This window comes from Pseudomonas sp. PS01301 (assembly GCF_029960215.1).
GTDB lineage: Bacteria > Pseudomonadota > Gammaproteobacteria > Pseudomonadales > Pseudomonadaceae > Aquipseudomonas > Aquipseudomonas coleopterorum.
Genome location: NZ_JASCPM010000018.1, coordinates 58358 through 82908, shown reverse-complemented (window position 1 = coordinate 82908; position 24551 = coordinate 58358). Strand labels below are relative to the sequence as shown.

Sequence of the window (24551 nt, the reverse complement as noted above, 5' to 3'; positions counted from 1 at the left end):
ACTACTTCGAAGCTGGCGCCGTGATCGGGCGTATCCAGACCGACAACTGAGCGGTGGCTGCAGGCCCAATAGCAGCCGGCGGCACCGGGCCCTGGCCCAGGTGCCGCGACATGGAAAAAGCCCAGCCAGACGGGTCGCGCATCTGGAATAATGCCCGCCTTCGGCACACACGGCACTCCATGGATCTCCTGCACAAGGCTTGCGACAATGCTTTCGATAGTGGCTTCACTCCTGCCCATCCTGCTGGCGTTGGCCGGCGGCTGGGTGTTGGCAATCTTCATCAGCCCCGAGCTGCGCCATCGGCTGGTGAAGCTGATCACCCCGTTCATCTGGCTGCTGCTGTTCTCGATCGGCTACGAATTCGGTAACGTCCTGGGCGCCCTGAACTCGGCGCGTGAATCGGCGCTCACCGCGCTGGTCTTCGCTCTGCTGACGACTGCGGTGCCGTGGTTGTTGCTCTCTCGAGGCGCCAGTGCCGTGGTGCCACGCCCGACGTCGGACCGCCAGGGGTTGGCCGGCATTGTCCCGCCGCTCAAGGAATGCCTGATCGCCCTGCTGGCCCTGGCTTTGGGCGTTGGCATGTATCACCTGTGGGGCGCGGCCGACGGCTCGGGGTTTGGCTGGCCTTCGACCAGCTACTTCCTCTATGTACTGATCGTGCTGGTCGGGCTGGACCTTTACGGAGTCAGGCCCGACCCGTCGTGGTACTCGCTGCGCACCTTGAAGATTCCCGCCATGGTGGTGATCGGTTCGCTGCTCGGCGGCCTGCTGGCGGCCTGGGCCACCGGCCAGCCGTTGGCCATCTCCCTCGCGCTGTCCAGTGGCTTCGGCTGGTTCACCCTGTCCGGAGTGATGGTGGGCCACCATGCCGGTGAAGCGTTCGGTGCCATGGCCCTGTTGACCGACCTGTTTCGCGAGATCCTGGCCATCGGTCTGCTGTACAGCCTGGGTGCCCGGCGACCCTTGCAATGCATCGCCGCGGGCGGCGCCACGTCGCTGGATTCGACCCTGCCGATCGTCAAGCAGAAGTGCCCGCCCGAATTGCTGCCCGTAGCGCTGGTCAGCGGTTTTCTGCTGACCGTGATCGGGCCCTTGCTGATGGTGTTTTTCCTCACCGTATGAGTTATGCACATCGCGACAGCCAGTGGATAAGTTACACACATTGGCTGTGCAACCGCCTGTGGATAATCTGCGCATAAGCGGCTAACGGCCCACGTAGCCGGGGGCTTGCGCGATGCGATCATTTTTTGATCAGCTTTGCAGGCCGGTTTTGCACAGACTGCGCGAGTTACTCACATCCGCTGTGCAACCGCATGTGGATAACCTGCGCAAAACAAGCCACACGCCGCATACGGCAAGGGTTTCAGAGCGCCGATCAAATTTTGATCAGCAGTGCGTGTGAATACAGGAGCGGAACGGGGGGTGTAGAATTCGCCTTCTTTCTCTGTCGATCCGTTTCCATGCACTCTTCTTCCCCTCGCGTTGCCGTGATCGGCGGCGGCCCGGCGGGCCTGATGGCCGCCGAAGTGCTGAGCCTGGCTGGCGTGGCCGTCGACGTCTACGACGGCATGCCCTCGGTGGGCCGCAAATTCCTGCTCGCTGGCGTCGGTGGCATGAACATCACCCATTCCGAGCCCCAGCCCGCCTTCGTCGCTCGCTACGCCGAACGCGCGCAGGCGGTGGGAGAATGGCTGGCTCCGTTCGATGGCCCACGGCTGCGCGAATGGATTCATGGCCTGGGCATCCAGACCTTCGTCGGTACCTCCGGACGGGTGTTTCCGACCGACATGAAGGCCGCACCGCTGCTGCGTGCCTGGCTCAAGCGCCTGCGCGAGGCCGGTGTGGTTATCCACACCCGGCACCGCTGGCTGGGGTGGAACGACGACGGCAGCTTGAGTATCGAGCATCCGCACGGCGAATCGGCGGTGCGCCCGGCGGCCACGGTGCTGGCGTTGGGCGGCGCCAGTTGGGCGCGGCTGGGTTCCGACGGCGCCTGGGTGCCTTGGCTGCAAGGGCGCGGTGTACCGATCAAGCCGCTGCAACCCTCCAACTGCGGCTTCGAGGTGCCGGGCTGGAGCGCGCTGTTGCGGGAAAAATTCGCCGGGGCACCGCTGAAGAACGTCGCCTTGGGGCTGGCGGGCGAACCGTTGCGCACTGGCGAGTTCGTGCTGACTGAAACCGGTGTGGAAGGCAGCTTGGTGTATGCACTGTCCGCCGGGATTCGCGATGCGATCAACCGCACGGGAAAAGCGACCCTGCACCTCGACCTGCAGCCGGATCGACCTGTGGATAAAGTCCGTGCGGCGTTGCACAAACCGCGGGGATCCAAGTCCATGGCCCGGCATCTTCAGGGGCAACTGGGCCTGGAGGGGGTCAAGGCCGGCCTGCTGCGTGAACTGACTGATGCGCAGACCTTCGCCGACCTCGATGCACTGACCTTGGCGATCAAGTCCCTGCCCTTGACGCTGGTGCGCGCCAGGCCGCTGGATGAGGCGATCAGTACGGCGGGGGGTGTGGACCTGCAGGGGCTGAATCGGCAGCTGATGCTTACCGAGGTGCCGGGTACGTTCTGTGCGGGTGAAATGCTGGATTGGGAAGCGCCAACCGGTGGCTATCTGCTGACGGCCTGTTTCGCCAGCGGGCGGCGGGCGGCGGATGGCGTTCTGGAGTGGTTGGCTCGGGAGTGATGTTTGCCTCTCGGGCCCCTTCGCGGGCAGAGGGCTCGCCGCCCGCCCCGCTCCCACAGGGTGCAGTTGAACATGTGGGAGCGGGCTCTGCCCGCGAAGAGGCCCTCAGTCACACCACACAATGTGAGAGCCCTCTGCCCGCGAAGAGGCCCTCAAGCCCCCCACACAGCTCAAGGCTTGCGCTTGCGCGGTCCCGTATTGAACACCGGCACCTTGCGCACCGGTTTGACCACAGGGGTCGCATCCACCGGCGAATCACCGCTATCGACCCACTTGCCCAGGTTCTTCTTGCTACCACTGACCTTGGGCTTCTTCGGTTTTTTCGGCTTCTTCACCACCTGGCCGCTGGCATCGGTGTCAGGCACCCGGTGATCGGGCACGAAGTCCGGTTCGTCGACGCGCTTCAACGTCTGCCGGGTCAGCATCTCGATGGCCGACAGCAACTGCACCTCGTCGGCGCAGACCAGGGAGATCGCCTCCCCCGTCGCCCCCGCCCGGCCGGTACGGCCGATGCGGTGAATGTAGTCTTCGGCTACGATCGGCAGGTCGAAGTTGACCACCAGCGGCAGATCGTCGATGTCCAGGCCGCGCGCGGCGACATCGGTGGCCACCAGGATCTGTACCTCCGAAGCCTTGAAACGATCCAGTGCACGCTGGCGCGTGGCCTGAGGCTTGTCGCCGTGGATGCCGTCGGCGTTGATGCCCAGACCCTGCAGCTTCTCGACCAGCGCGTCCACGCCGTTGCGGGTCTTGGCGAACACCAGCACCTGCTTCCAGCGCTGCTTCTTCAGAAGATGGCAGAACAGCTCCGCCTTGCGCTTCTTGTCCACCGGCACGATCCACTGCTGCACCGAGCTGGCGGCCACGTTGCGCGGGCTGACTTCGATGCTCAGCGGGTCGTTGAGCATCTGCCCGGCCAGCAGGCGGATGGAATCGGAAAAGGTCGCCGAGAACAGTAAGGTCTGGCGCTTCTTCGGCAGGGCTGCATAGATATCCCGCAGCTCCTCGGAAAAGCCCAGGTCGAGCATGCGGTCGGCTTCGTCCAGCACCAGGGTCTGCAGCTGGGAGAACTTGATCGCGTTCTGTCGATACAGATCGAGCAGGCGCCCCGGCGTTGCGACCAACAGGTCGACGCCCTTGCGCAGCTTCATCATCTGCGGGTTGATGCTGACCCCGCCGTACACCGCATAGGTGCTCAGCGGCAGGTGCTCGCCGTACTCGACGATATTGGCGTGAACCTGCTCGGCCAGCTCGCGCGTGGGGCACAGCACCAGGGCGCGGACCGAGTTGCTCGCCACCTTGGGGCCTTCCATGGCCAGCAACTGCAGCAACGGCAAGGCAAAACCGGCGGTCTTGCCGGTGCCGGTCTGGGCCGCGGCCATCAGGTCGCGACCGGCCAGCACCGCAGGAATGGCTTGGGCCTGCACCGGGGTCGGCGTCTGGTAGCCAAGCGTTTCAAGGGCGCGTTGCAGGGGTTCGATCAGGCCAAGGGTGGCGAATGTCATGGGTCTACCGTCAGAAGATGTTTCGCAATGGCCGGCAGTTTACCTTGTTGGCTAGGCTTTCGCCTTGCGCCATTGCGGCACGCCGATCAACACCACCGCGCCGATGATCACCGCCATGGCCACGCATTCCTCGACGCCGATGTGCTCGCCGGCGAACAGGATGCCCAGCAACACGGCCACTGCCGGGTTGACGTAGGCATAGCTGGTGGCCGCCGCCGGGCGCACGTGCTTGAGCAGGTACATGTAGGCACTGAAGGCCAGGATCGAACCGAAGCACACCAGGTAGGCCAGCGCGCCCCAGCCGGCGGCGGTGGGCCATTGCTGCATGCGCTCGCCCGAGATCAGACTGCCCAGCAGCAGCACCGCGCCGCCGATGAGCATTTCCGTCGCCGCGGCCATCGCGCCCTGGGGCAATGGCAGACTCCGGCTCCAGACCGAGCCGAAGGCCCAGGCGGCCGCGGCGAAGATCAGCAGCGCCGCGCCCAGTGGGCTGGCCTGCAGATTGGAACCCAGGTTGAGCAGGCCGATCCCGACCAGCCCGAGGACGATCCCCGCCCACTCCAGGCGGGTGTTGCGCTGCCCCCGGAACAGGCCGAAGAACAGGGTGAACAGCGGCACGGTGGCCACGGCCAGCGCCGCCACCCCGGACGACACGCCCGCATGTTCGGCGACCGTCACGCCGCCGTTGCCGCAACTGAGTAACAGGATCCCCACGCACCCGGCCGCGCGCCACTGTGGCCAGGTCGGGTTGGGCGCGCCACGCAGGCGCAGGAAGGCATAGAGAATCGTCCCGGCGATGAGAAAGCGCACCCCGGCCATCAGCAACGGCGGCCACGACTCGACGCCGATACGAATGAACAGGTAGGTCGAACCCCAGACGAAATACAGGGCCAGGAAGGCGCCGATGAGCAACAGGGGAAAGCGGGCTTGAGCAGGCATTTCAAAGGTCGTCCATGGTGTGTTTTTGTTCTTTCCTGGTGGGAACCGGGCGGCGAGCCCTCTGCCCGCGAAGAGGCCCTCCAGCCCTACCCCAAGCGATGCTTCTGCAACACCTCGCGCATCTTCGCCATCGGCACTTTCTGCAGCGTGCAGAACAGCCCGTGGGACACCTCGGCCAGCCCGTGCCGCTCGCGCAACTCGCGCGCCAGGTGCTGGGTCAGGTTGGCCGCCATCTCGGCATCGGCCATGGCCCGGTGAGCCTGGCCGGTATGCGGCAGCCTCGCCCATTGGGTCAAGGTGCCCAGCTTGTGATTCGGCGCGCCGGGGAACAGGCGCCGAGCCATCAGCATCGAGCAGGCAAAGCTCTGCACCCGCTCGCGACGCAGCAGGCTGAGCTCGTGATCCCAGAACTTCTGGTCGAAGGAGGCGTTGTGCGCCAACAACGGCGTGCTGCCGACGAACTCGGCGACTTCGGCCATTACCTCGGCCGCAGGCGGCGCCTTGCGCACCATGGCCGTGGTGATGCCAGTCAGGCTGGCAACGAAGCCGGGCACGGGCAGGCCGGCGTTCATCAGGCTCTGATAGCGTCCGACGATTTCGCCGCGTTCGAGCATGACCACGGCGATTTCCGTGGCGCGGCAACCCATGTTCGGCGAGATGCCGGTGGTTTCGAAGTCGATGACAGCAATGCGTTCCAAAGCGGTGAAACCTCAATTCTTCAGCAGCAACGCACCTTCGATGGGTACGTAGCGGGTGGCGGCGCGGATCAGCGAGTTGGCGGTCAGACCTGGCACGCCATAGGCCACGGCCTCGACGCCATGCTTGCCGATGATGCGGTCGAGCAGCAGGTCGAAATCACCGTCGCCCGAGGCAAGCACGATCTCGTCGACGTGATCGGCGGCGTCCATGATATCGATGGTGATGCCCACATCCCAGTCGCCTTTGGCCGAGCCGTCGCTGCGCTGGATGTAGGGCTTGAGTTTGACCGTAAAGCCGAGGTTGCGCAGGATCTGCTGAAACTGCTGCTGCTTGCTGTCGCCACGGTCGATGGCGTAGGCATAGGCCTCGACGATCTGTCCGCGCTGGCCGATGTCGGCCCACAGTGCGGCGTAGTTGAAGTGACAGCCGTAGGCCTGGCGCACGGTGTAGTAAAGGTTCTGTACATCGGCGAACACCGCGATCTTCTTCACCGCACTTCCTCGTCGCGCTGGGCGCCTGAGCTTCTGGAGAGCCAGTATGCCAGTGTTGGGGCGAGGATGGGGGTGGGAATGGGGTGTCAGTGCCGGCCTCTTCGCGGGCAGAGACCCGCTCCCACAGTGGTGGTGCCATGTGTGAGGGGGGTGACTGTGCCGGCTTCTTCGCGGGCAGAGACCCGCTCCCACAGGATCGCGCACCACCCTGTGGGAGCGGGCTCTGCCCGCGAAGGGGCCATGAGCTCCACCGAACAATGTAAAGGCAGGTCGACGAGCCCTCTGCCCGCGAAGAGGCCCTCAGGCCTTACACAAAATCATCATCGTCCGAAAAGAAGCCACTGTCGCCGCTGCTGTCATAGCCGGCATCGGCCATGCCGCCCTGGTCGTTCCAGCTGTCATTGCTCACCTGCTGGGCGTCACCGCTGTCGTTCCAGCCGCCGCTGTCGCTGGCCTGGGCCGGCTCTTCCTTGATCACCTCGACGATCTCCTGGGGGTTGTCGTGGTGAAACAGGCTGCTGATGCCCTGTGCCAGCATCACGCCCCCGGCCACACCGGCAGCCGTCTGCAGGGCGCCGCGCATGAAGCCGCCACCCGCCGGCGCCTGAGCGCCTGGAGCGGCGTAGTTCTGCTGTGGCGGCGGCTGGTACGCCGGCGCCTGACGAGCCGGTTCGCGCCAGCCGTTGCCCTGAGGTTGCACGGCCCGCGCCGGTTGCTGCACGTCGCGGTTGCCGCCGCCGAAAATGCTCGACAGGAAACCACCACCGCCCTGCTGCGCTGGCGCGGCCGCCTGGCTACGCGCCTGTTGCAACTCGGTCTGCAACTGCTGGTTCTGCTCGCTCAGGCGCTTGATCGCCGCTTCCTGGACCAGGATCGCCTGCGCCATGTAATAGGGCGCGGCGGGCTGGGCGGAGACGTGGCCCTTGATGCGCTCGTCGGCCTGCGCATCGCGCGCACTGCCCTCCTTTTCGGCCTGCTGGAGGCGAGTGAACAGACCGTCGATCAGGCTTTGTTCATCAGTGTTCATGGCGACCTCGTTCGATTGCCCGGAAAATGGGGTGGCCGGCGCACAATGCGTCGGTTCTGCTGCAATGATGGGGCTGCTGCCCCGTCTTTCAATGACCGGCCGCGATTAAACTTTGTTCACCTGCGCCCACCCTCACGCTCCATGACGCCCCGACCGGGTGTTGAAAAACGCCACCATCGGCTAAAGTGTCGACCTGCTTTTTGACCTGTGACCCGGCCCCATGAACCCGCTGATCGTATTGCGCGACTCGTTCTATTTTTTCCGCATCAACCTGTGGGCGATCCTGCGCCTGTGCCTGCCACTGGTGGTCTGCGAAGCGCTGGCGCGCGAGTTGGTGGCACGCGTCAACGGTCCTGACGCCTCGGTGATGTACGACGTGGCCGTGGGCCTGCTGTTCTATCCGTTGTACACCGCTGCGCTGATCCTGTTCCTCGATGCCCGCACCGACGGCTATGAGCCCCAGGGCCGGCACCTGTTGGGCAAGGCCCTGCACCTGTGGCCACGCTTCGCCCTGATGGCGGCCATCAGCACCCTGCTGATCATGTTCGGCATGTGGCTGTTCGTACTACCGGGGCTGTACCTGATGATCAAGCTGTCGTTCTCGGAATACCTGCTGGTACTGCGCAATACCACCCCGTTGCAGGCCATGCGCGAAAGCTTCGACCTGACCAAAGGCAAGTTCTGGCCGATCCTGTTCACCCTGCTGGCGATCATGATCCCGCTCTGGCTGCTCGACGGCCTGAGTGCCATGGCCTGGGCCGATACCCAGCCCACGCCGGTGCGCCTGCTGGTCGACAGCGTCAACAGCTTTCTGCAACTGCTGCCCACCGTGGTGCTGTTTCGCTTGTTCATGCTCATGGGCAAGCCGGACTGACCGCACCGCTCACACGCTGGCTTGAGTACCCGCCAGTTCGTGGTAGCGGCGAGCGAAATAGACCAGCACGTCGGCCTCGTCCTGTTGGCGAATGTCCAGCACCTCGCAAAAGAGTATGTCGTGGGTGCCAACACTGGTGCTGCTGGTGATCCTGCAGTCGAAGGACAGTTTGGCGCCCTCCAGAATCGGCGCACCGGTAATCCCCTGGCTCCAGTGCCCCGCCGCGAAACGCTCCTCCTGGGGAATCTTGCCGCCGAAGGCGTTGGACAGGGCTTGCTGGCCATTGCCCAGGGTGTTGACGCATACCATGCCGTTGCCCGTGAAAGACTCGTAGACCGAGGCTGCGCGGTTGATGCACACCAACAGCGTCGGCGGCTGATCGGTCACGCTGCACACCGCCGTCGCCGTGAATCCCGCCCGCCCGTGGGGGCCGTCGGTGGTGATGACGTTCACCGCAGCGGCAAGTCCTGCCATGGCATCGCGGAAGGCTTGGCGCTCGACGGGAATCGAATGGGGCACGTTCATAGTGAGAGTCCTTGAAAGTAGTCCAGCACGGCGTGATGAAAGGGTTGTGGATCGCTGACGCTCGAGGCGTGTCCGCCGTATTCGAGCACCACCAATCTGGCGTTGGGCAGGTGCTCGGCCAGGTGCCGGGAACGCTGCCACGGCACCAGCATGTCGTCTCGGTTGGCGATCACCAGCGCAGGCGTGTCGATGCCCGCCAGGCGCGACTCGATGTCGAAGGTTTCCAGCGCGTTGATCCGCCGCAGCAGGTTGTCATGGCTGGGGAAATGCGCCAGCGCATGGGCCTCGTCGGCGGCCAGGCGCGCGCCGTTGCTGGCAATCCAATCGGCCGGGTACAGGAACAACGCCTGCGCCTGTACGTAAGCCTCGGCGCCACTGTCACGCAGCAGGTTCTTGCGCACGGCAAAACAGCGCGCGCTGTGCGGATTGGGGCTGCTCCAGGCATTGATCAACGCCAGGCTGCTCAAGCGCTGGGGCTGCAGCGCGGCCAGCGCCAATCCCACCAGGCCACCCAGAGCGTGGCCCATGAAATGGCATCGCTCGATATTGAGTTCGTCGAGCAGCCCCAGCAGCTCTTCGGCCATGTGCTGGATGCTGTAGCCCTCGGGCAATTGCGCAGGGCTGCGTCCGGTGCCGGCATGGTCATAGGTCACGACGCGAAACTGCTCGCCGAGCAGCGCCAGATCGCCGGCCCAGAACCCGGCTGAACCGCCGAGCCCCGAACTCAGTACCAGGGTGGGTGCGTCGGCATCCTGCCGACCGTGTATGGCGTGGTACATGCAAACCTCCGCAGTGAGTGTCAGCCGATGTGCGCAATGCTGGCGATTTCGATCAGCGCGTCAGGTTTGACCAGACCGCACTGGATGCAATAGCGCGCAGGCTTCTCGCCGGCGAAGTACTCGGCGTACACCTCGTTGACCTTGGCGTAGTCGGCCCAGTCGCGGATCATGATCATGTTGAAGGTCACGTCATCCAGGGTGCCGCCGGCCGCTTCGACCACGCCCTTGATGATCTCCAGCACGTGGCGGGTCTGCGCCGTCGCGTCGCCCACGTGCACCACATTGTTGTCCTTGTCGAATGGCAGCGTCCCCGAGACGTACAGCACGCCATCGGCCATGGAACCGGGAACGAAGGGGGCCAGCGGCTTGCCGGTGCCGGCAGGGATAATCGATCGTTTGCTCATCTGTGCGTCCTCAGGAAACAGCCCCCACGGGGGCGAAGGTGGTGCAGAAGTCGTCGACGCTGGAGACCCAGCCGAAGAAGGTTTCGATGTTGAACAGCGCTGCCTGCTGCGCGAACGCCGGCCCGGCCTGGTGAGTGGCATCGGCCAGCACCACGCCGAAATACTCCAGATGGAAACCGTCGCGCAGGGTCGACTCCACGCAGACGTTGGTGGCGATGCCGGTGAACACCAGGTTGCGGATGCCGCGAGCGCGCAGGGTGCTGTCGAACGTGGAGTTGAAGAACGCGCTGTAGCGGGTTTTCGGAACCACGATATCGCCGGGCTGGGGCTTGAGCGGGTCGACCAGCGCATAGTCCCACCCGCCCTTGGCCAGCAGCTGGCCTTGCAGCTCGGGGCGCTTGCGCATGGTTTTCAGGGCATTGGACTTGTGCCAGTTGGGTGAGCCCGGCCCGCCCGCCTCGACGTAGTCGGCGTCCCAGCCGTTCTGCAGGAAGATCACCGGAATACCTGCCGCGCGCGCCGCCACGAGGGCTTTCTCGATGGCGGCGATCACCGGGCCCGTACTCGATACGTCGAAGCCGGCCAGGTCCAGATAGCCGCCCAGGCTGGCGTAGGCGTTCTGCATGTCGACCACCACCAGCGCGGTTTCGCTGGCCTTCATGCGCAGGGCTTCGGGGCGGGCGGGAAGTTCACGGGCGGGGTGCGAGTCCTGCGGCAGGGACACACCGGCGACGTTGACGGGCACATTCATCATACGGCCTCCAAGGTAGGCATTACGTGCTGGCGGCTGCTCATCAGCGGCTGGATCTTGCGGCCGAAGTCTTCGATGCCTTGCACGAAATCATCGAACGTCAGCATCACACCCTGGGTACCCGGCACGCTGGCGACTTCGTCGAGCATGCGCGCCACGCTGCCCCAGGAACCGACCAAGGTGCCCATGTTGATGTTGACCGCCGAGGTGGGGTCGGCCATCTGCCGCAGGTTGGAGCTGGCGCCCTTGTCTGCCGAGCCCTTCTCGCCCAGCCAGGCGATGGCTTCCTGATCGGCACCGGCCTTGATGTGCTCCCAACGCGCGCGGGCGGCCTCGTCGGTGTCGGCGGCGATGATCATGAACAGCACGCAGGAGGTCACGTGGCGGCCGGTCTTCTTGTTGGCTTCGAGCAACGCCTGGGCCGTGGGCGCGAACGCGGTCGGGGTGTTCACACCTTTGCCGAAGCAGAAGTTGTAGTCGGCGTACTGCGCCGAGAAGGCCATGCCCGCCTCGCTCTGGCCGGCGCAGATGAGCTTCATGTCGGCCTGTGGGCGCGGGCTGACGCGGCAGTCCTGCATGGTGAAATGTTCACCCTTGAAGTCGCTGCGCCCGGTGCTCCACAGGTCGCGCAGGACCTGTGCGTATTCGCCCAGGTACTGATAGCGGGTGCCGAAGAATTCGTCGCCGGGCCACAGGCCCATCTGCTCGTACTCCGGTTTCTGCCAGCCGGTCACCAGGTTGACCCCGAAGCGGCCGTTGGAAATCGAATCGATGGTCGCCGCCATGCGTGCGGTGATGGCAGGCGGGATGGTCAGCGTGGCGACCGTGGCGAACAACTGGATCTTGCTGGTGACGGCGGCAAGCCCGGCCATCAGCGTGAAGGATTCCATGTTGTGTTCCCAGAATTCCGTCTTGCCGCCAAAGCCACGCAACTTGATCATCGACAGCGCGAAGTCGAAGCCGTAGTGCTCGGCCCTCTGCACGATCTGCTTGTTCAATTCGAAGGTGGGCAGGTACTGCGGCGCGTTTTCGGAAATCAGCCAGCCGTTGTTGCCAATAGGAGTGAAAACACCGATATCCATGTGGTTCCCTTTCTGAGTGATGATCGTTACGCACCGGACAGGTTGCGCATGAAAGTCACTTAGCAGGGATCAGGCCATGTTTGGTTAATCCTTTACTTTCAACAGTTTGCAGACAATTTACAAACTTTGTCGGACCAAACGGTCCGAAGTAGAGCACTTGGTTTGTGCGATTTTTCGCGTCGCGGTGCAAAACGATGCACGACGTCCCCGTGCCTGTATCGTCAGCGGACATTCGCCCGTTATCATGGTCGCCTACCTCCAGCCGCAGGTTCCAGACGCGTGAAAGAGCATCCCCCCGCCAACGAGCCCCGTGCCAAGCGCACGCGCAACGTCAAGTCCAAGCCCGCGGTCAAGGCCACCCGCGAGCCGAGCGCGGCGGCACTCAAGCGGCGGCTGCAGCTGATGGAAAGCAAACGCACCGCGATACTGGGCGCCGCGCTGGATGTGTTCTCCCGCTATGGCCTGCACGGCAGCAGCCTCGACCAGGTGGCCACTCGGGCCGACGTCTCCAAGACCAACCTGCTGTACTACTTTTCCAGCAAGGACGATCTCTACCTGAGCGTGCTCAGGCAGTTACTGGAGGTCTGGCTCAGCCCCTTGCAGTACTTCACCGCCGACAAAAATCCGGTCGAGGCCATCGGCGCCTACATCAAGGCCAAGCTCGAACTTTCCCGGGATCACGCGGCAGAGTCGCGTCTGTTCTGCATGGAGATCATGCAGGGGGCGCCGCTGATGCTCAGCGAACTGCAGCAGCCCTTGCGCGAAACCGTCGACACCAAAGTGGCCGTCATCGAACACTGGATCGCGACAGGCCAACTGGCACCGATCAACCCGCACCACTTCATCTTCTCGCTGTGGGCAACCACCCAGCATTACGCCGATTTCCGCACCCAGGTCGAGGCCGTGACCGGCAAGACCCTGCACGATCCGGTATTTTTCGAAGAGGTACTGGTGGGGTTGCGCGGTTTGATACTCGATGGCGTGCGGCCAAGACCTGTGTGAATGCCCTCTAATCGTGCCGAGCGCACAAACCAAGTGCTCTAGTTCGGACCAATTGATCTGAATTAAGCCCCAAAAATAACCCAATACACTGTAATCAAAGCGCTTTTCTGAAATGGCACGGATGCTGCTTTCGAGCTCCGGGCGGCTTAGGGCGGGTTCCTGGCCACGGCAGCATCCCGCTGCCCCATGCTCACATTTCAGGAAGGCGCCTCATGATCAAGACACTGCTACCGGGAATTTTGCTAGCCGCTTCGGCCTGTGGGACAGGCACTGCTGCCTACGCCGAGGGGCTGACCCTCAAGGGCCCGGCCAAGATCGCCATGGTGTACATCAGCCCGCGCAACGACGGCGGCTGGACCCAGGCATTCGACGAAGCCCGCATCAAGCTGGAAAAGAGCCTGGATCAGAAGATCCAGTACGTCGAGAGCGTTCCCGAAAACGCCGCAGCCATCACGCCGGTGGTCGATCGCCTGATCGCTCGCGGCGCCAACATCATCATCGGCACCGCGTTCGGTTATTCCGACACCTTCCTGGCGTTGGCGAAGAAATACCCCGACGTGGCCTTCCTCAACGGTTCGGGCACCACCAACGCCGCGAACCTCGAATCCTTCTACGGCCGTACCTACGAAAGCCAGTACCTGTGCGGCATGGCGGCTGGTGCGGCGTCGAAGTCGGGCAAGCTGGGCTTCGTGGCCGCCAACCCCTTCGGCCAGGTCAACTGGACCATCAACGCGTATGAACTGGGCGCGCAGCAAATCAATCCTGCGGCCACGGTCACGGTCATCTACACCGGCGCTTGGAACGACCCGGTCAAGGAACGCGCTGCCACCATGGCGCTGATCGACAACGGTGTCGACGTGATCGGCCAGCACGTCGACAGCCCAACACCGCAGATCGTCGCCCAGGAGCGGGGCATTCATGGTACCGGTCATCACCGGGACCTGAGCGAGTTCGCGCCCAAGGCCACCGTGTGCTCGTCGATGTGGGTGTGGGACCGTTTCCTCACCCCTGAGGTGAAGAAGATCATGGCCGGCAACTGGGTTCCCCAGGCCAATGGCGCCCTGCTGTCGATGCAGCAGGGCGGCACCGACATCAGCCTGACCCAGGACGCCGTGATCAGCCCCGAGAACCGAGCCAGGATCGACGCGGCGCGGGCCGAGCTGCTGGCCGGCACCAAAACGCTCTATACCGGGCCCATGGCTGACCGTGATGGCCAGCAGCGGCTCGCCCCAGGCCAGGTCATGAGCGATCCGGATCTGTGGAAAATGGACTGGTTCGTCAAAGGCGTGATGACCCAGAAATGAGCCAGGCCAACGCGCTCCAACTCACCGGTATCAGCAAGTCGTTCGACGGCTTCAAGGCGCTGAGCGAAGCTGACTTCAGCGCCCGCTGGGGCGAGGTGCATGCCCTGCTCGGCGAGAACGGCGCTGGCAAATCGTCGCTGATGAACATTGTCGCCGGCCTCTACGCACCGGAAACCGGCAGCGTGCTGATCGACGACAACAGCGTGCGCCTGCACAGTCCCAAGGATGCCAGCCGCTATCGCATCGGCATGGTTCACCAGCATTTCAAGCTGGTGCGCCCCTTCACCGTGGCGCAGAACATCCTGCTCGGCCTGCCCGAGCAACCGGGAGAAGGCAGCTACCGCAAGCGGCTGGCCGCGCTTGAGCAGACCATCGCCCGCAAGGCCGAGGAGCTGGGCTTTGTCCTCGATCCGCGCCAGGTGGTGGAAACCCTGTCGGTGGCCGAGCAGCAGCGCGTGGAAATTCTCAAGGTGCTGCTGGCGGGCGCGCGGATCCTGATTCTCGATGAGCCCACTGCGGTGCTCACCGACCAGGAGGCCGAGCGCCTGTTGAGCACGGTGCAGTCCTTCGCCCGCCAGGGCGCCGCGGTGGTGCTGGTCACCCACAAGATGGCCGATGTGAAACGCTACGCCGACCGGGTGACGGTCATGCGCGGCGGCCGCACGATCAAAACCCTCGACCCGCAGGGGGTCAGCGTCGAGGAGCTGGTGCGCCTCACCGTCGGCGAATCGGCAGCGCTCAGCCCGACCCTGCCGGCAGCGCCGGGCGAGCCGTTGCTGCGGGTCCGCAATCTCACCAGCGTGGCCGGCACCGGCGGCCTGAAGGGCGTGGACATGACACTCCACGCCGGACAGATCTATGGCATCGCCGGGGTCGGTGGCAACGGCCAGGGCGAATTGGCCAATGCCCTGATGGGCCTCGAACAACCGACCGAGGGCGATATCCACCTGGCGTCCTTTGGCGACCTGCGCACGGCCAGCGCCCAACAACGCCGAACCTTGCGTATCGCCGCCATCCCCGCCGATCGATATGGGGCGGCGCTGGCCGGCTCGCTGTCGGTGGCCGAGAACTTCGCCATCGGCCAGTTGCACGATGGCCGTTACGGCTCTTTCCTGCGCCTGCGCGGCCAACAGTTGCTGGAAGACGCCGCCCAGGCGGTGGCCGATTTCGATGTCCAGGGTGTGCGCTCGCTGCAGCAGAAAGCTGCACTGCTGTCCGGCGGCAATGCCCAGAAGCTGGTGATCGCACGGGAATTCAGCCGCAATCCACAGCTGATTCTGGTGCACAGCCCCAGCCGAGGCCTGGACGTGCGCGCCACCCAGGCGGTGCACGCACGCCTGCGGGCCGCGCGCGATGCCGGGGCGGCGGTACTGGTGATCAGTGAAGACCTGGACGAAGTGCTGGCCCTGGCCGATCGCATCGGCGTGATGAATGGCGGCCGCATCGTCGCCGAATTCGACTGCCCGGCCGACCGCCAGGCCATTGGCAAAGCGATGGTGAGCCATGACTGAACTCTCCCACCCCCTGCTCAAGACCCCACGCCAACCTCTGCTCGGCCGACGCTACACCCTGGAGCTGCGCCAGCAGATGGGCTGGGGTGGCCAGGCGCTGGTGATCGGCCTGGCGGTGCTCGTCGGCCTGGCCCTGAGCACGGCCATTCTGGTGGCGGCGGGCGTGCCGGCCGACCAACTGCTGGAAGAGTTCGTCGGCCAGACGCTGCTCGATGCCGGCAACTTCAAGGCCGTGCTGTTCCAGGCGGCGCCGATGATTCTGGTCGGCATGGCCGGCTGCCTGGCGTTTCGCGCACGCTTCTGGAACCTGGGCCTGGAAGGCCAGATGATCTGGGGCGGGATCGGTGCGGCGGCCATCTCGATCTTCCAGATCGGCCCCGAGGCCCTGCGCCTGCCGTTGATGATGGCCTCGGCCATCGTCTGCGCGATGCTCTGGACCCTGGCACCAGTCCTGCTCAAATTGCGCCTGAAGGTCAACGAAGTGATTTCGACCTTGATGCTCAACTACATCGCCGCCAACTTCCTGCTGCACCTGCTCTACGGCAGCTGGAAAGACCCACGGGACAACTTCCCCTACTCGCCCGCCTTCCGTCCGTTCGAACGGCTGCCCGACCTGTTCGCCGGCTACAACGTGGCGATCGTCATCGCTGTGGTCATCATGGCCCTGGCCGTGTGGTTCATCAGCGTATCGCGAGCCGGCCTGTACCTGCGCTTCGTCGATGCCAACCCGCGCGTGGCCAACGCCGTCGGGGTGCCGGTACGGCGGATGATCCTCGGCACCGTGCTGCTGTCCGGCGCCCTGGCCGGTGTCGCGGGCTTCATCGTCAGCGCAGGCCAGGAAGGTCGACTGACCCAGTCGTTCTACCAAGGCTATGGTTTCTCGGGAATTCTCATCGCGTTTCTGGCGCGCAACAACCCGTTCGCTGCCGCCATCGTCGCCTTGCTGGTGGCGATGCTGTTCGTCGCCGGGCGCAACCTGCAGGTGTTCTACCAGATCCCCTTTTCGATGGTGCAGTTGATCCAGGCCATCCTGGTGATCTGCGTGGCCTCTTCGGACTTCTTCATACGGCACCGTTTGCGGCGCATCCAGGCGGGAGAACAGTGATGGATCTGGTGACTTACTGGCTGAGCAGCGTTCCCGAATTCGCCGTGCCCTTCGCCCTCGCCGCGCTGGGTTTGATCATCATCGAGCGTGCCGGCGTGCTGGCGCTGGGCGCCGAAGGCATGATGCTGGTGGGCGCCCTGGCCGGGATCGGCATGCAACTGGCCCTGGGCCTGCCGGGGCTGTCCTTGCTCGCGGCCATGGCGGCCGCCAGCGTGGTCTCGCTGCTGTTCGCGCTGATGGTGCTGGTGCTGCGCATCAACCAGGTCATTGCCGGGCTGGCCCTGGTGTTTTTCTGTCAGGGCCTGACCGGCTTGCTGGGCACCCTGCTGGGCTGGACCAATCGCCCGGTCAGCGGACTTACGGCCGTCGAGCTGTGGCCGCTGAGCGAATTGCCAGTGGTGGGAGGCCTGTTCAGGCAGAACCCGATGGTGTTCCTCACCGTGGTGATCTTTTTTGCCGTGGTCTGGTTTCTCAACCGCACCCGCACCGGGCTGAAACTGCGCGCCGTGGGCGAGAACCCCCAGGCCGCCGATGCCGCCGGCCTGCCGGTGCTGCGCTATCGGCTCGCCGCGATTCTGGCCGGCAGCGCACTGATGGGGCTGGCGGGCGGATTCATTGCCGTGCTCAGCACCAAGATGTGGATCGCCGACATGACCGGCGGCCGTGGCTGGATCGCCATTGCCCTGGTGATCTTCGCGCGCTGGTCACCTTGGCGCGCGTTCGCCGGTGCCCTGCTGTTCGGCGGTATCGAGGCACTGATTCCGCAACTGGCCGCCGCCGGTGTGCAACTGCCGCAGTATTTCATGCTGATGACGCCCTACGCCGTGACCCTGGCGGTCATGGTCTGGGTCGCTGCCAGCAAGCGCGCAGATGCCAGCCAACCGGGCGCGCTGGGTGAACCCTATGTTCGCGAAGAGCGACGCTGAGCGATTTTTGAACGGTCGATTTTTGAGCTGTCGAGGTTTCCACATGAGCGGTACTGTTTTCATCACCGGTGCGACGTCCGGTTTCGGGCGGGCCACGGCCCGTCGTTTTGCCCAGGCCGGCTGGTCGCTGATTCTCACCGGGCGGCGCCTGGAGCGCCTGCATGCCCTGCTGGATGAACTGGGCGCGCAGGTACCGGTGCACGTCGCCGCGCTGGATGTGCGTGATGCCACAGCGGTCGCGGCCGTCGTCGCCAGTTTGCCCCCAGCCTTCCAGCGGGTGACGGCGCTGATCAACAACGCCGGCCTGGCCTTGGCCCCGGTACCGGCGCAACAGGCCAACCTGGCTGACTGGCACACCATGATCGACACCAACGTGACCGGCCTGGTCAACGTGACCCACGCGGTGCTGCCAGCACTGCTGGAAACCGGCGCCGGGGCCAGCATCATCAACATCGGCTCGATTGCCGGTGAGTGCCCCTACCCCGGCAGCCACGTCTATGGCGCGAGCAAGGCCTTCGTCAAACAGTTTTCCTACAACCTGCGCTGCGACCTGCTGAGCACCGGTGTACGGGTCACCGACCTGGCGCCCGGTATCGCCGAAACCGAGTTCACCCTGGTGCGCACCCAGGGCGACCAGCAGGCCGCCGGCCAGGTCTACCAGGGCACCACGCCACTGACCGCGGAAGATATCGCCGAACAGATTTTCCACGTCGCCACCCTGCCCGCCCACATCAACATCAATCGCCTGGAAATGGTCCCCGTGCGTCAGGCCTGGGGACCGTTCGCGATCGATCGCGACTGAAACAAGAAGCGTCGTCCGGCCCGTTTCGGCCAGCAAGACGCCAGCGCAACAAGCCCGCGCCCCGCACGGGGTCGGGAAGCCAACTCGGTTGTCTGCCCACAACTTCGACGCCCGGTCCACGACATCTGTCGGACCAATGCCGGTGCGCCATAAACACCACATTGATTGATGGGTAAAACATGAAAAACGCTTGGGGAGCATCACTGTGCATGTTGGGTCTGCTGGGCGCTGGCAGTGCTCATGCTGAAGGGCCATTGCTTTGGCACGGAGAAAGTCTGACCTACCTGTACGGCAAGAATTACAAGGTCGATCCGGCGATACAGCAAACCGTCACCGTCGAACATGCCAGCGCCTGGACGTGGGGCGACCTGTTCGCCTTCGTCGACAACACCTGGTACAACGGCGCGCGATCCGGCAATGGCCATTACAGCCTCTACGGCGAATTCAGCCCACGCTTCAGCGCCGGCAAGTTGCTGGGCCAGGACCTCTCATTCGGACCGGTGAAAGACGTGCTGCTCGCCACCACCTACGAGTTCGGCGATGACGACGTGGATGCCTACCTGATAGGTCCGGGCTTCGACCTGGACATTCCAGGCTTCGACTATTTCCAGCTGAATTTCTACTACCGCAAACCCGACGGCAACCGCGTGCCTTCCGGCGCCTGGCAGATCACCCCGGCCTGGTCCTACACCTTGCCGTTGGGCAACTCGAACCTGTTGATCGACGGTTTCATCGACTGGGTGGTGAACAACAAGAGCGGCCATGGCAACAACCAGTCCGACTACCACGCCAACCTGCACTTCAACCCGCAGATCAAGTATGACCTGGGCAAAAGCCTGGGCTACGAAGCCAAGCATCTGTATGTGGGTGTGGAATACGATTACTGGTCCGACAAATACGGCATCAAGGATGACGGCTCTTTCACCACCGACCAGGACACGGCGAGTTTGTTGGTGAAGTATCAGTTCTAGATCGAGCAGGTTTGCTCGCCAAGCACGCCCACCGGGCGGGCTGGGCTGGATTTCGAAGCTTGACGGGCCACTGTGATTTCCCCCTTCGCGACAGTGGCCCGCACCCTACCGATACAAAATCAAATCCCGTATTGATCGCGTTCATGCATCAATCCATGCGAAATCAACGATTAACCTGGAGACCGGTTTACCCGAGAATATTGCGTAACGAGCGGTTACAAATAATCTCAAAAAAGCGCTGGAGAACAACAATGCATCAGATATCGCGCCCGTCCGATCGGACAGGGTCGAAAGCCGGAATGGTCTTCCGGGTGACCTCTGGAAATTTCCTCGAACAGTTCGACTTCTTCCTCTTCGGTTTCTATGCCACGCAGATTGCGGGCGTTTTCTTCCCCGCCTCGAACGAATTTGCCTCCCTGATGATGACCTTCGCCGTATTCGGCGCGGGGTTTCTCATGCGTCCGCTGGGTGCGGTATTGCTGGGGGCGTACATCGATGACGTGGGCCGCCGCAAAGGTCTGATCGTCACGTTGGCCATCATGGCCAGCGGCACCCTGCTCATCGTGCTGGTTCCCGGTTACGCCACGATTGGTCTGTGGGCACCTGCCCTGGTGTTGTTGGGGCGGCTGCTGCAGGGGTTTTCCGCAGGCGCGGAACTGGGTGGTGTTTCGGTGTACCTGTCCGAAATGGCGACGCCTGGGCACAAAGGCTTCTACGCCAGTTGGCAATCGGCAAGCCAGCAGGTGGCGATCGTCGTTGCAGCCGGGCTGGGCTACGGCCTCAACCAATGGCTGGCCCCGGCCCAGGTGGCCGAATGGGGCTGGCGCATTCCGTTCGCCATCGGCTGCCTGATCGTGCCGTTCATCTTCTTCCTGCGTCGCAGCCTGGAAGAGACCGCCGAGTTTTCCAGTCGCGTACGTCGACCTTCGATGAAAGCGGTCTTCGCCACGCTGTACGCCAACGCCGGGCTGGTCGTACTCGGCATGCTGATGGTGGCCATGACCACCACGGCCTTTTACATGATCACCATCTACGCGCCGACTTTCGGCAAGACCGTATTGCAGCTGAGCACCAGCGATGCGCTGATCGTGACCTTGCTGGTCGGCGTCTCGAACTTCTTCTGGCTACCTGTCGGTGGCGCCTTGAGTGACCGCTTCGGCCGCAAGCCACTGTTGGCGACCATGTCGCTGGTGACCGCGATCACGGCCTATCCCGCCCTGTCCTTCCTTGCCCAGGCGCCGACGTTCGGCCACATGCTCGAAGTCCTGTTGTGGTTCTCCTTTCTGTACGGCCTGTACAACGGCGCGATGATTCCGGCGCTTACCGAGATCATGCCGGTCGAGGTGCGGGTAGCCGGCTTCTCCCTGGCCTATAGCCTGGCCACCGCCGTGTTCGGCGGCTTCACACCCGCAATCTCCACCTGGCTTATCCACGTCAGCGGCGACAAGGCTGCACCGGCTTACTGGATGATCTTTGCAGCCCTCTGCGCGTTCGTGGCCACGTTAGTTTTGTACCGCCGACTTGCAGTCAAGTCCCCCGTCATCGCCTGAACGCCTGAAACGTCTGAAACGTCTGAAAAAGGAAACACCATGAAACTGCCCTTCAAATCCCTGCCCGCACTGGCCCTGGCGGCCTTCGTCTTGAGCCCCCTGGCGCAGGCGCAAGAGCTCACAGTGATGACCTCCGGTGGCTTCACCGCTGCCTACAAAAGCCTGGCTCCCGGCTACACCAAAGACACCGGCAACACCCTGAATACCGTGCTCGGCCCGTCCATGGGCAAGGCCCAGGAAGCCATCCCCAACCGCCTGGAACGTGGCGAGCAGGCGGACGTCGTGATCATGGTGGGCTACGCGCTGGATGAGCTGATCAAGCAAGGCAAAGTCGATCCCGGCTCACGCGTCGAGCTGGCCGATTCCCGGATCGGCCTGGCGGTCAAGGCCGGCGCAGCGAAACCTGCCATCGGCACCGACGCCGAACTCAAGCAGACCCTGCTGGCGGCGAAGTCGGTGGCTTATTCCGACAGCGCCAGCGGCGTCTACATCGAGAAACAGCTGTACAAGAAGCTGGGCATTGAGGATCAACTGGCGTCCAAGAGCACGATGATCGAGCGCATTCCCGTGGCTTCCGTGGTTGCCAAGGGCGACTACCAGCTGGGCTTCCAGCAAGTGGCCGAACTGCTGCCGATTCCCGGCATCACCTTCGTCGGCAAGATCCCGGAAGACGTGCAGTCGGTGACCCGCTATGCCGCGGGCATCCCAAAAAATGCTGCGCATCCGACCGAAGCCAAGCAGTTGCTGGACTACCTGGCGTCGCCCAAGGTACAGGATGCCGTACGCGCCACGGGTCTGGATTCAGTGCCGCGCTAAAGTACCCGGCAAGGCTCGGATCAGGCCTTCCATTTCCAGCGCCGCCGGGGTCAGGGTGCGGCCACGACGCTTGAGCAGCCCCAGGTGCCTCTGCACCTGCGGCTCGATTAACGGCACACTCGCCAGAATGGGATGGGAGGCCGGCGGCATGGCGATCGACGGCACCGCCGCCACCCCCAGCCCGGCTTCGACCAGCCCCAGCACCGTCGTCACGTGCCGCGCCTCGCACAGGCTCGGCCTGGCGAACGTCAGGCCCGGCATGGCCCGGTCCAGCACCAGGCGATTGCCGGATGATCGATCCAGGGTGATGTAGTCATGCTCGTAAGCCTGCGCCCACGTCACCACTTCCAGCTCGGCCAGCGGGTGGTCCTTGCGGCAGGCGATGACATAGCGCTCATCCATCAAGGTACTGAACTCGATGTCCGGCGCCAGATTGCCGCCGAAGCTGACACCGAAATCCGCCTCGCCCGATGATACCGCCGCACTGACCTCATGGGCCGAAACGTCGATCAACCTGACCTTTACCTTGGGATAGCGGCCACGAAAGCTGCGGATCGCATGGGGCATGAAGTAATACGCCGCCGACGGCACGCAGGCAATGACCAGCGTGCCGCCGCGCAACGCCCCCGGCTCGCCGATGCTCAATAACGCCAGATCGAGATCATCGAGCAACCGTTCCACCTGCGGCAGAAACGCCCGGCCCTGGTTGGTCAGCGACACACGCCGCGTGGTCCGCTCGAACAGCTTCACGCCCAACGCCCCCTCGAGCTTTTCGATGCGACGACTCAGCGCCGACTGGGTGAGGCGAATCGCCTCCGCCGCCCGCCGAAAACTGCCCTGCTCGACCACTGCCCGAAAAGCCTGCAGATCATTCAAATCAAAGTTGATGCTCACGGTGATGTCATCGCTTCAAGCCGGTACGTGCGCCGATGGTAGGTTGGCGAGGGGGGATGCAGCCAGGGTTTGTTACTGCCAGCACACGTCGGTGCAGTCTTGAAGCAGTCCACCTCGCTTTTGATATCTACCAAAGAACTAGCGTTTTACTCTGGCTGTTGGTTCGGCCACCGGCGTATCTTCAGGCTACTACAAGGTCCCGGGTGTCGGCATGGACGTAAGGCACGCTATCTGTCGCATCGGAAAGGGCGAACGTGAATTTCATACCTCACCAATCAAAAAAATTTGAATCTGGCTTCCATGCGTGATAATTTCAGAAAGCTTGTGGCACTTGGCCACAAGGTGAATCACAGATTGTCAAGTCCGTAATGGTTCGCCAAGTAAGCGGCCAGCAGACTGAGCAATGATGCACGGAACCTCTTCATTGAGCACCTCCAAGCGTTATACAAACAGTGATACTGACACTATACGTCATCCCTAGCAGTTGCGGCCTAGCTTATGTAACTTACATACGTACATGAGTGGATAATGTGGGGAACATTTAAGATTAGCCAGTGAGGCGCTCAGGACTGCCGCCATCCGAGTCTCACTGGTTGGCTTGATAGGAAATCATGGAAGAAAATCGCTGGTATAAGGCTCGCCACTATCTGCATTTCGATCGCCCTGTTGGTTCGCGGGCTGCCGCTCAATACGTCTCCAACCCGGTCAAGGTCAGTTCCCATTCGTTCTATCCTTTTATTCGTAACGCTACTATAACGAAAAAAATCAAATATCATCCACTACCTCGGTTTTTTGAGATCGTGGAAAAGATTCGACCTATATCCTATGCCGCTCACATGGACTCCAACATCTATGCGTACTATGCCTCAATCTTGTCCTCAATGTATGAGGAAAAGATTAAAAAGCATGGCCTTCATACTTCCGTGCTCGCTTTCCGGTCTCTGGACGGACAGAGCAACATTCACCACGCGCACAATGCCTTCCAAGAAATAAGAGCTCGCGAAGAAAGCAGTGTTTTATGCTTTGACATTGAGAAATTCTTCGACAAACTGAATCACCAACTTCTTAAAAGCTCATGGAAAGAAGTGCTAGGCGTTTCCAATCTGCCCGCTGACCACTATGCCGTATTCAGAGCCATCACGAAATATTCGTCTGTAAGTAGATCTGATGCTTTCAAAGCCCTAGGCATTTCCCTACATAACCCCAAGGTCACTAATAAAAGGCTCTGTAGCGCAGTAGAGTTTAGATCATTTATCAGAGATAAAAATTTGATAGTCTCTAACAATGAGAAATATGGCATCCCCCAGGGATCACCTATTAGCGCGATTTTATCCAACATATACATGCTGGATTTTGACAAAGCAATGCTCCTCTTTCTTTCAAAGACGGAGTCTGTATACTACCGGTATTGTGATGACATAATGATTATCTGCCCCACACAGGCGCAAGATGATATTCAAGAGCATGTGGAAGCAGAGATCAAAAAGATGCTCCTTGATATTCAGCACAAAAAAACTGACATACAACAGTTCACTAGAGATGCCACTGGCAATCTACGAACGGAAAGACCAATTCAATATCTTGGCTTTATGTTTGATGGCGAGCGTAGCTTCATTCGCCCTGCATCTTTAACACGATACTACAGAAAAATGAAATCCAAGGTGGGATTGGCAAAGAAAACAAAAGATCGAATCAACGTTTTTCGACGTGGAAGAGGAGAAATGGACAAAGGCCTTTTTTTACGTGCTATATACAAAGGATACACCCATTTGGGGCGCCGAAATTTTATTACCTATGGCTACCGCGCAGCTAAAATCATGGACTCTAAAACCATCAGGCAGCAGCTGCGCGCCCACTGGAAGAAGGTTCAGCGAGAAATAGACTCCTAGAGCCTTCCAAAACATATT

General features: G+C 62.5%; 24 protein-coding genes. 13 read left to right on the top strand and 11 right to left on the bottom strand.

Annotation, left to right across the window (positions count from 1 at the left end; genetic code table 11):
* Positions 1–207: 207 nt before the first annotated feature.
* Entirely contained in the window at positions 208–1122 is a 915-nt protein-coding gene (locus QMX89_RS11935; RefSeq protein WP_082223657.1) for a lysine exporter LysO family protein, read from the top strand.
* 338 nt (positions 1123–1460) lie between these two features.
* A complete protein-coding gene (locus QMX89_RS11930) occupies positions 1461–2687 on the top strand; it encodes a TIGR03862 family flavoprotein (protein WP_282348323.1) in 1227 nt (408 codons plus the stop codon).
* 170 nt (positions 2688–2857) lie between these two features.
* On the opposite strand, the gene QMX89_RS11925 is transcribed toward QMX89_RS11930, so the two are convergent.
* The 5 genes from QMX89_RS11925 to QMX89_RS11905 form a co-directional block, all read right to left on the bottom strand.
* Entirely contained in the window at positions 2858–4192 is a 1335-nt protein-coding gene (locus tag QMX89_RS11925; RefSeq protein WP_056844037.1) for a DEAD/DEAH box helicase, read from the bottom strand.
* Positions 4193–4243: 51 nt separating this feature from the next.
* Positions 4244–5131 carry a drug/metabolite exporter YedA gene (gene yedA, locus QMX89_RS11920; RefSeq protein WP_049860890.1) on the bottom strand — a complete coding sequence of 296 codons (888 nt, stop codon included), beginning with the start codon at positions 5129–5131 and terminating at the stop codon, positions 4244–4246.
* Between the two features lie 86 nt (positions 5132–5217).
* The gene (locus QMX89_RS11915; RefSeq protein ID WP_049860889.1) at positions 5218–5829 is read right to left on the bottom strand and encodes a 3'-5' exonuclease; all 612 of its coding nucleotides are present in this window, start codon (positions 5827–5829) and stop codon (positions 5218–5220) included.
* A gap of 12 nt (positions 5830–5841) precedes the next feature.
* Positions 5842–6321, bottom strand: a complete 480-nt coding sequence (locus QMX89_RS11910) for an NYN domain-containing protein (protein WP_043192734.1) — start codon at positions 6319–6321, stop codon at positions 5842–5844.
* Positions 6322–6628: 307 nt separating this feature from the next.
* Positions 6629–7348: a DUF2076 domain-containing protein gene (locus tag QMX89_RS11905; RefSeq protein ID WP_049860888.1), complete on the bottom strand. Its 720-nt coding sequence runs from the start codon at positions 7346–7348 to the stop codon at positions 6629–6631.
* Between the two features lie 220 nt (positions 7349–7568).
* Here QMX89_RS11905 and QMX89_RS11900 point away from each other — a divergent pair, with 220 nt between their 5' ends.
* On the top strand, positions 7569–8222 hold the full coding sequence (locus QMX89_RS11900; protein WP_282348322.1) for a YciC family protein: 654 nt from the start codon (positions 7569–7571) through the stop codon (positions 8220–8222).
* Between the two features lie 9 nt (positions 8223–8231).
* Here QMX89_RS11900 and rutF read toward each other — a convergent pair whose 3' ends face one another.
* From rutF to rutA, 5 genes are read right to left on the bottom strand one after another with little or no spacing between them, the layout of a single operon-like run.
* Complete coding sequence (rutF, locus tag QMX89_RS11895) at positions 8232–8747, bottom strand: NADH-dependent FMN reductase RutF (RefSeq protein WP_056844034.1); 516 nt, start codon at positions 8745–8747, stop codon at positions 8232–8234.
* Positions 8744–9526: a pyrimidine utilization protein D gene (rutD, locus tag QMX89_RS11890; protein ID WP_282348321.1), complete on the bottom strand. Its 783-nt coding sequence runs from the start codon at positions 9524–9526 to the stop codon at positions 8744–8746. Before rutD ends, rutF begins: the two co-directional genes overlap by 4 nt.
* Before the next feature lie 20 nt (positions 9527–9546).
* Positions 9547–9930, bottom strand: coding sequence for a pyrimidine utilization protein C (rutC, locus tag QMX89_RS11885; RefSeq protein WP_049860884.1), 384 nt, complete (start codon positions 9928–9930; stop codon positions 9547–9549).
* A 10-nt stretch (positions 9931–9940) separates the two neighbouring features.
* Entirely contained in the window at positions 9941–10681 is a 741-nt protein-coding gene (gene rutB, locus QMX89_RS11880) for a pyrimidine utilization protein B (protein WP_282348324.1), read from the bottom strand.
* On the bottom strand, positions 10681–11763 hold the full coding sequence (gene rutA, locus QMX89_RS11875) for a pyrimidine utilization protein A (protein WP_282348319.1): 1083 nt from the start codon (positions 11761–11763) through the stop codon (positions 10681–10683). Before rutA ends, rutB begins: the two co-directional genes overlap by 1 nt.
* Before the next feature lie 279 nt (positions 11764–12042).
* Between rutA and rutR the strand changes: the two genes are divergently transcribed.
* The 9 genes from rutR to QMX89_RS11830 all read left to right on the top strand — a co-directional run bounded on the left by rutR (position 12043) and on the right by QMX89_RS11830 (position 21750).
* On the top strand, positions 12043–12765 hold the full coding sequence (gene rutR, locus QMX89_RS11870; protein ID WP_282348318.1) for an HTH-type transcriptional regulator RutR: 723 nt from the start codon (positions 12043–12045) through the stop codon (positions 12763–12765).
* A 212-nt stretch (positions 12766–12977) separates the two neighbouring features.
* Positions 12978–14069: a BMP family ABC transporter substrate-binding protein gene (locus QMX89_RS11865; protein WP_282348317.1), complete on the top strand. Its 1092-nt coding sequence runs from the start codon at positions 12978–12980 to the stop codon at positions 14067–14069.
* Positions 14066–15580 (top strand): ABC transporter ATP-binding protein, encoded by a 1515-nt coding sequence (locus QMX89_RS11860; protein ID WP_282348316.1) that lies wholly within the window; start codon positions 14066–14068, stop codon positions 15578–15580. Before QMX89_RS11865 ends, QMX89_RS11860 begins: the two co-directional genes overlap by 4 nt.
* Positions 15573–16685 carry an ABC transporter permease gene (locus tag QMX89_RS11855; RefSeq protein WP_282348315.1) on the top strand — a complete coding sequence of 371 codons (1113 nt, stop codon included), beginning with the start codon at positions 15573–15575 and terminating at the stop codon, positions 16683–16685. Before QMX89_RS11860 ends, QMX89_RS11855 begins: the two co-directional genes overlap by 8 nt.
* Positions 16685–17611 (top strand): ABC transporter permease, encoded by a 927-nt coding sequence (locus QMX89_RS11850; RefSeq protein WP_282348314.1) that lies wholly within the window; start codon positions 16685–16687, stop codon positions 17609–17611. The genes QMX89_RS11855 and QMX89_RS11850 overlap by 1 nt, the downstream gene beginning before the upstream one ends.
* Positions 17612–17654: 43 nt before the next feature.
* Entirely contained in the window at positions 17655–18413 is a 759-nt protein-coding gene (locus QMX89_RS11845) for an SDR family NAD(P)-dependent oxidoreductase (RefSeq protein ID WP_282348313.1), read from the top strand.
* Positions 18414–18622: 209 nt separating this feature from the next.
* Positions 18623–19384 (top strand): outer membrane protein OmpK, encoded by a 762-nt coding sequence (locus tag QMX89_RS11840; RefSeq protein ID WP_282348312.1) that lies wholly within the window; start codon positions 18623–18625, stop codon positions 19382–19384.
* Between the two features lie 251 nt (positions 19385–19635).
* Entirely contained in the window at positions 19636–20934 is a 1299-nt protein-coding gene (locus QMX89_RS11835) for an MFS transporter (RefSeq protein ID WP_282348311.1), read from the top strand.
* 39 nt (positions 20935–20973) lie between these two features.
* Positions 20974–21750, top strand: coding sequence for a substrate-binding domain-containing protein (locus QMX89_RS11830; protein WP_282348310.1), 777 nt, complete (start codon positions 20974–20976; stop codon positions 21748–21750).
* On the opposite strand, the gene QMX89_RS11825 is transcribed toward QMX89_RS11830, so the two are convergent.
* Complete coding sequence (locus tag QMX89_RS11825; RefSeq protein ID WP_090360497.1) at positions 21736–22644, bottom strand: LysR family transcriptional regulator; 909 nt, start codon at positions 22642–22644, stop codon at positions 21736–21738. The genes QMX89_RS11830 and QMX89_RS11825 overlap by 15 nt on opposite strands.
* Before the next feature lie 611 nt (positions 22645–23255).
* Between QMX89_RS11825 and drt2 the strand changes: the two genes are divergently transcribed.
* Complete coding sequence (gene drt2 / locus QMX89_RS11820; protein WP_282348309.1) at positions 23256–24533, top strand: antiviral reverse transcriptase Drt2; 1278 nt, start codon at positions 23256–23258, stop codon at positions 24531–24533.
* Positions 24534–24551 lie beyond the last annotated feature (18 nt).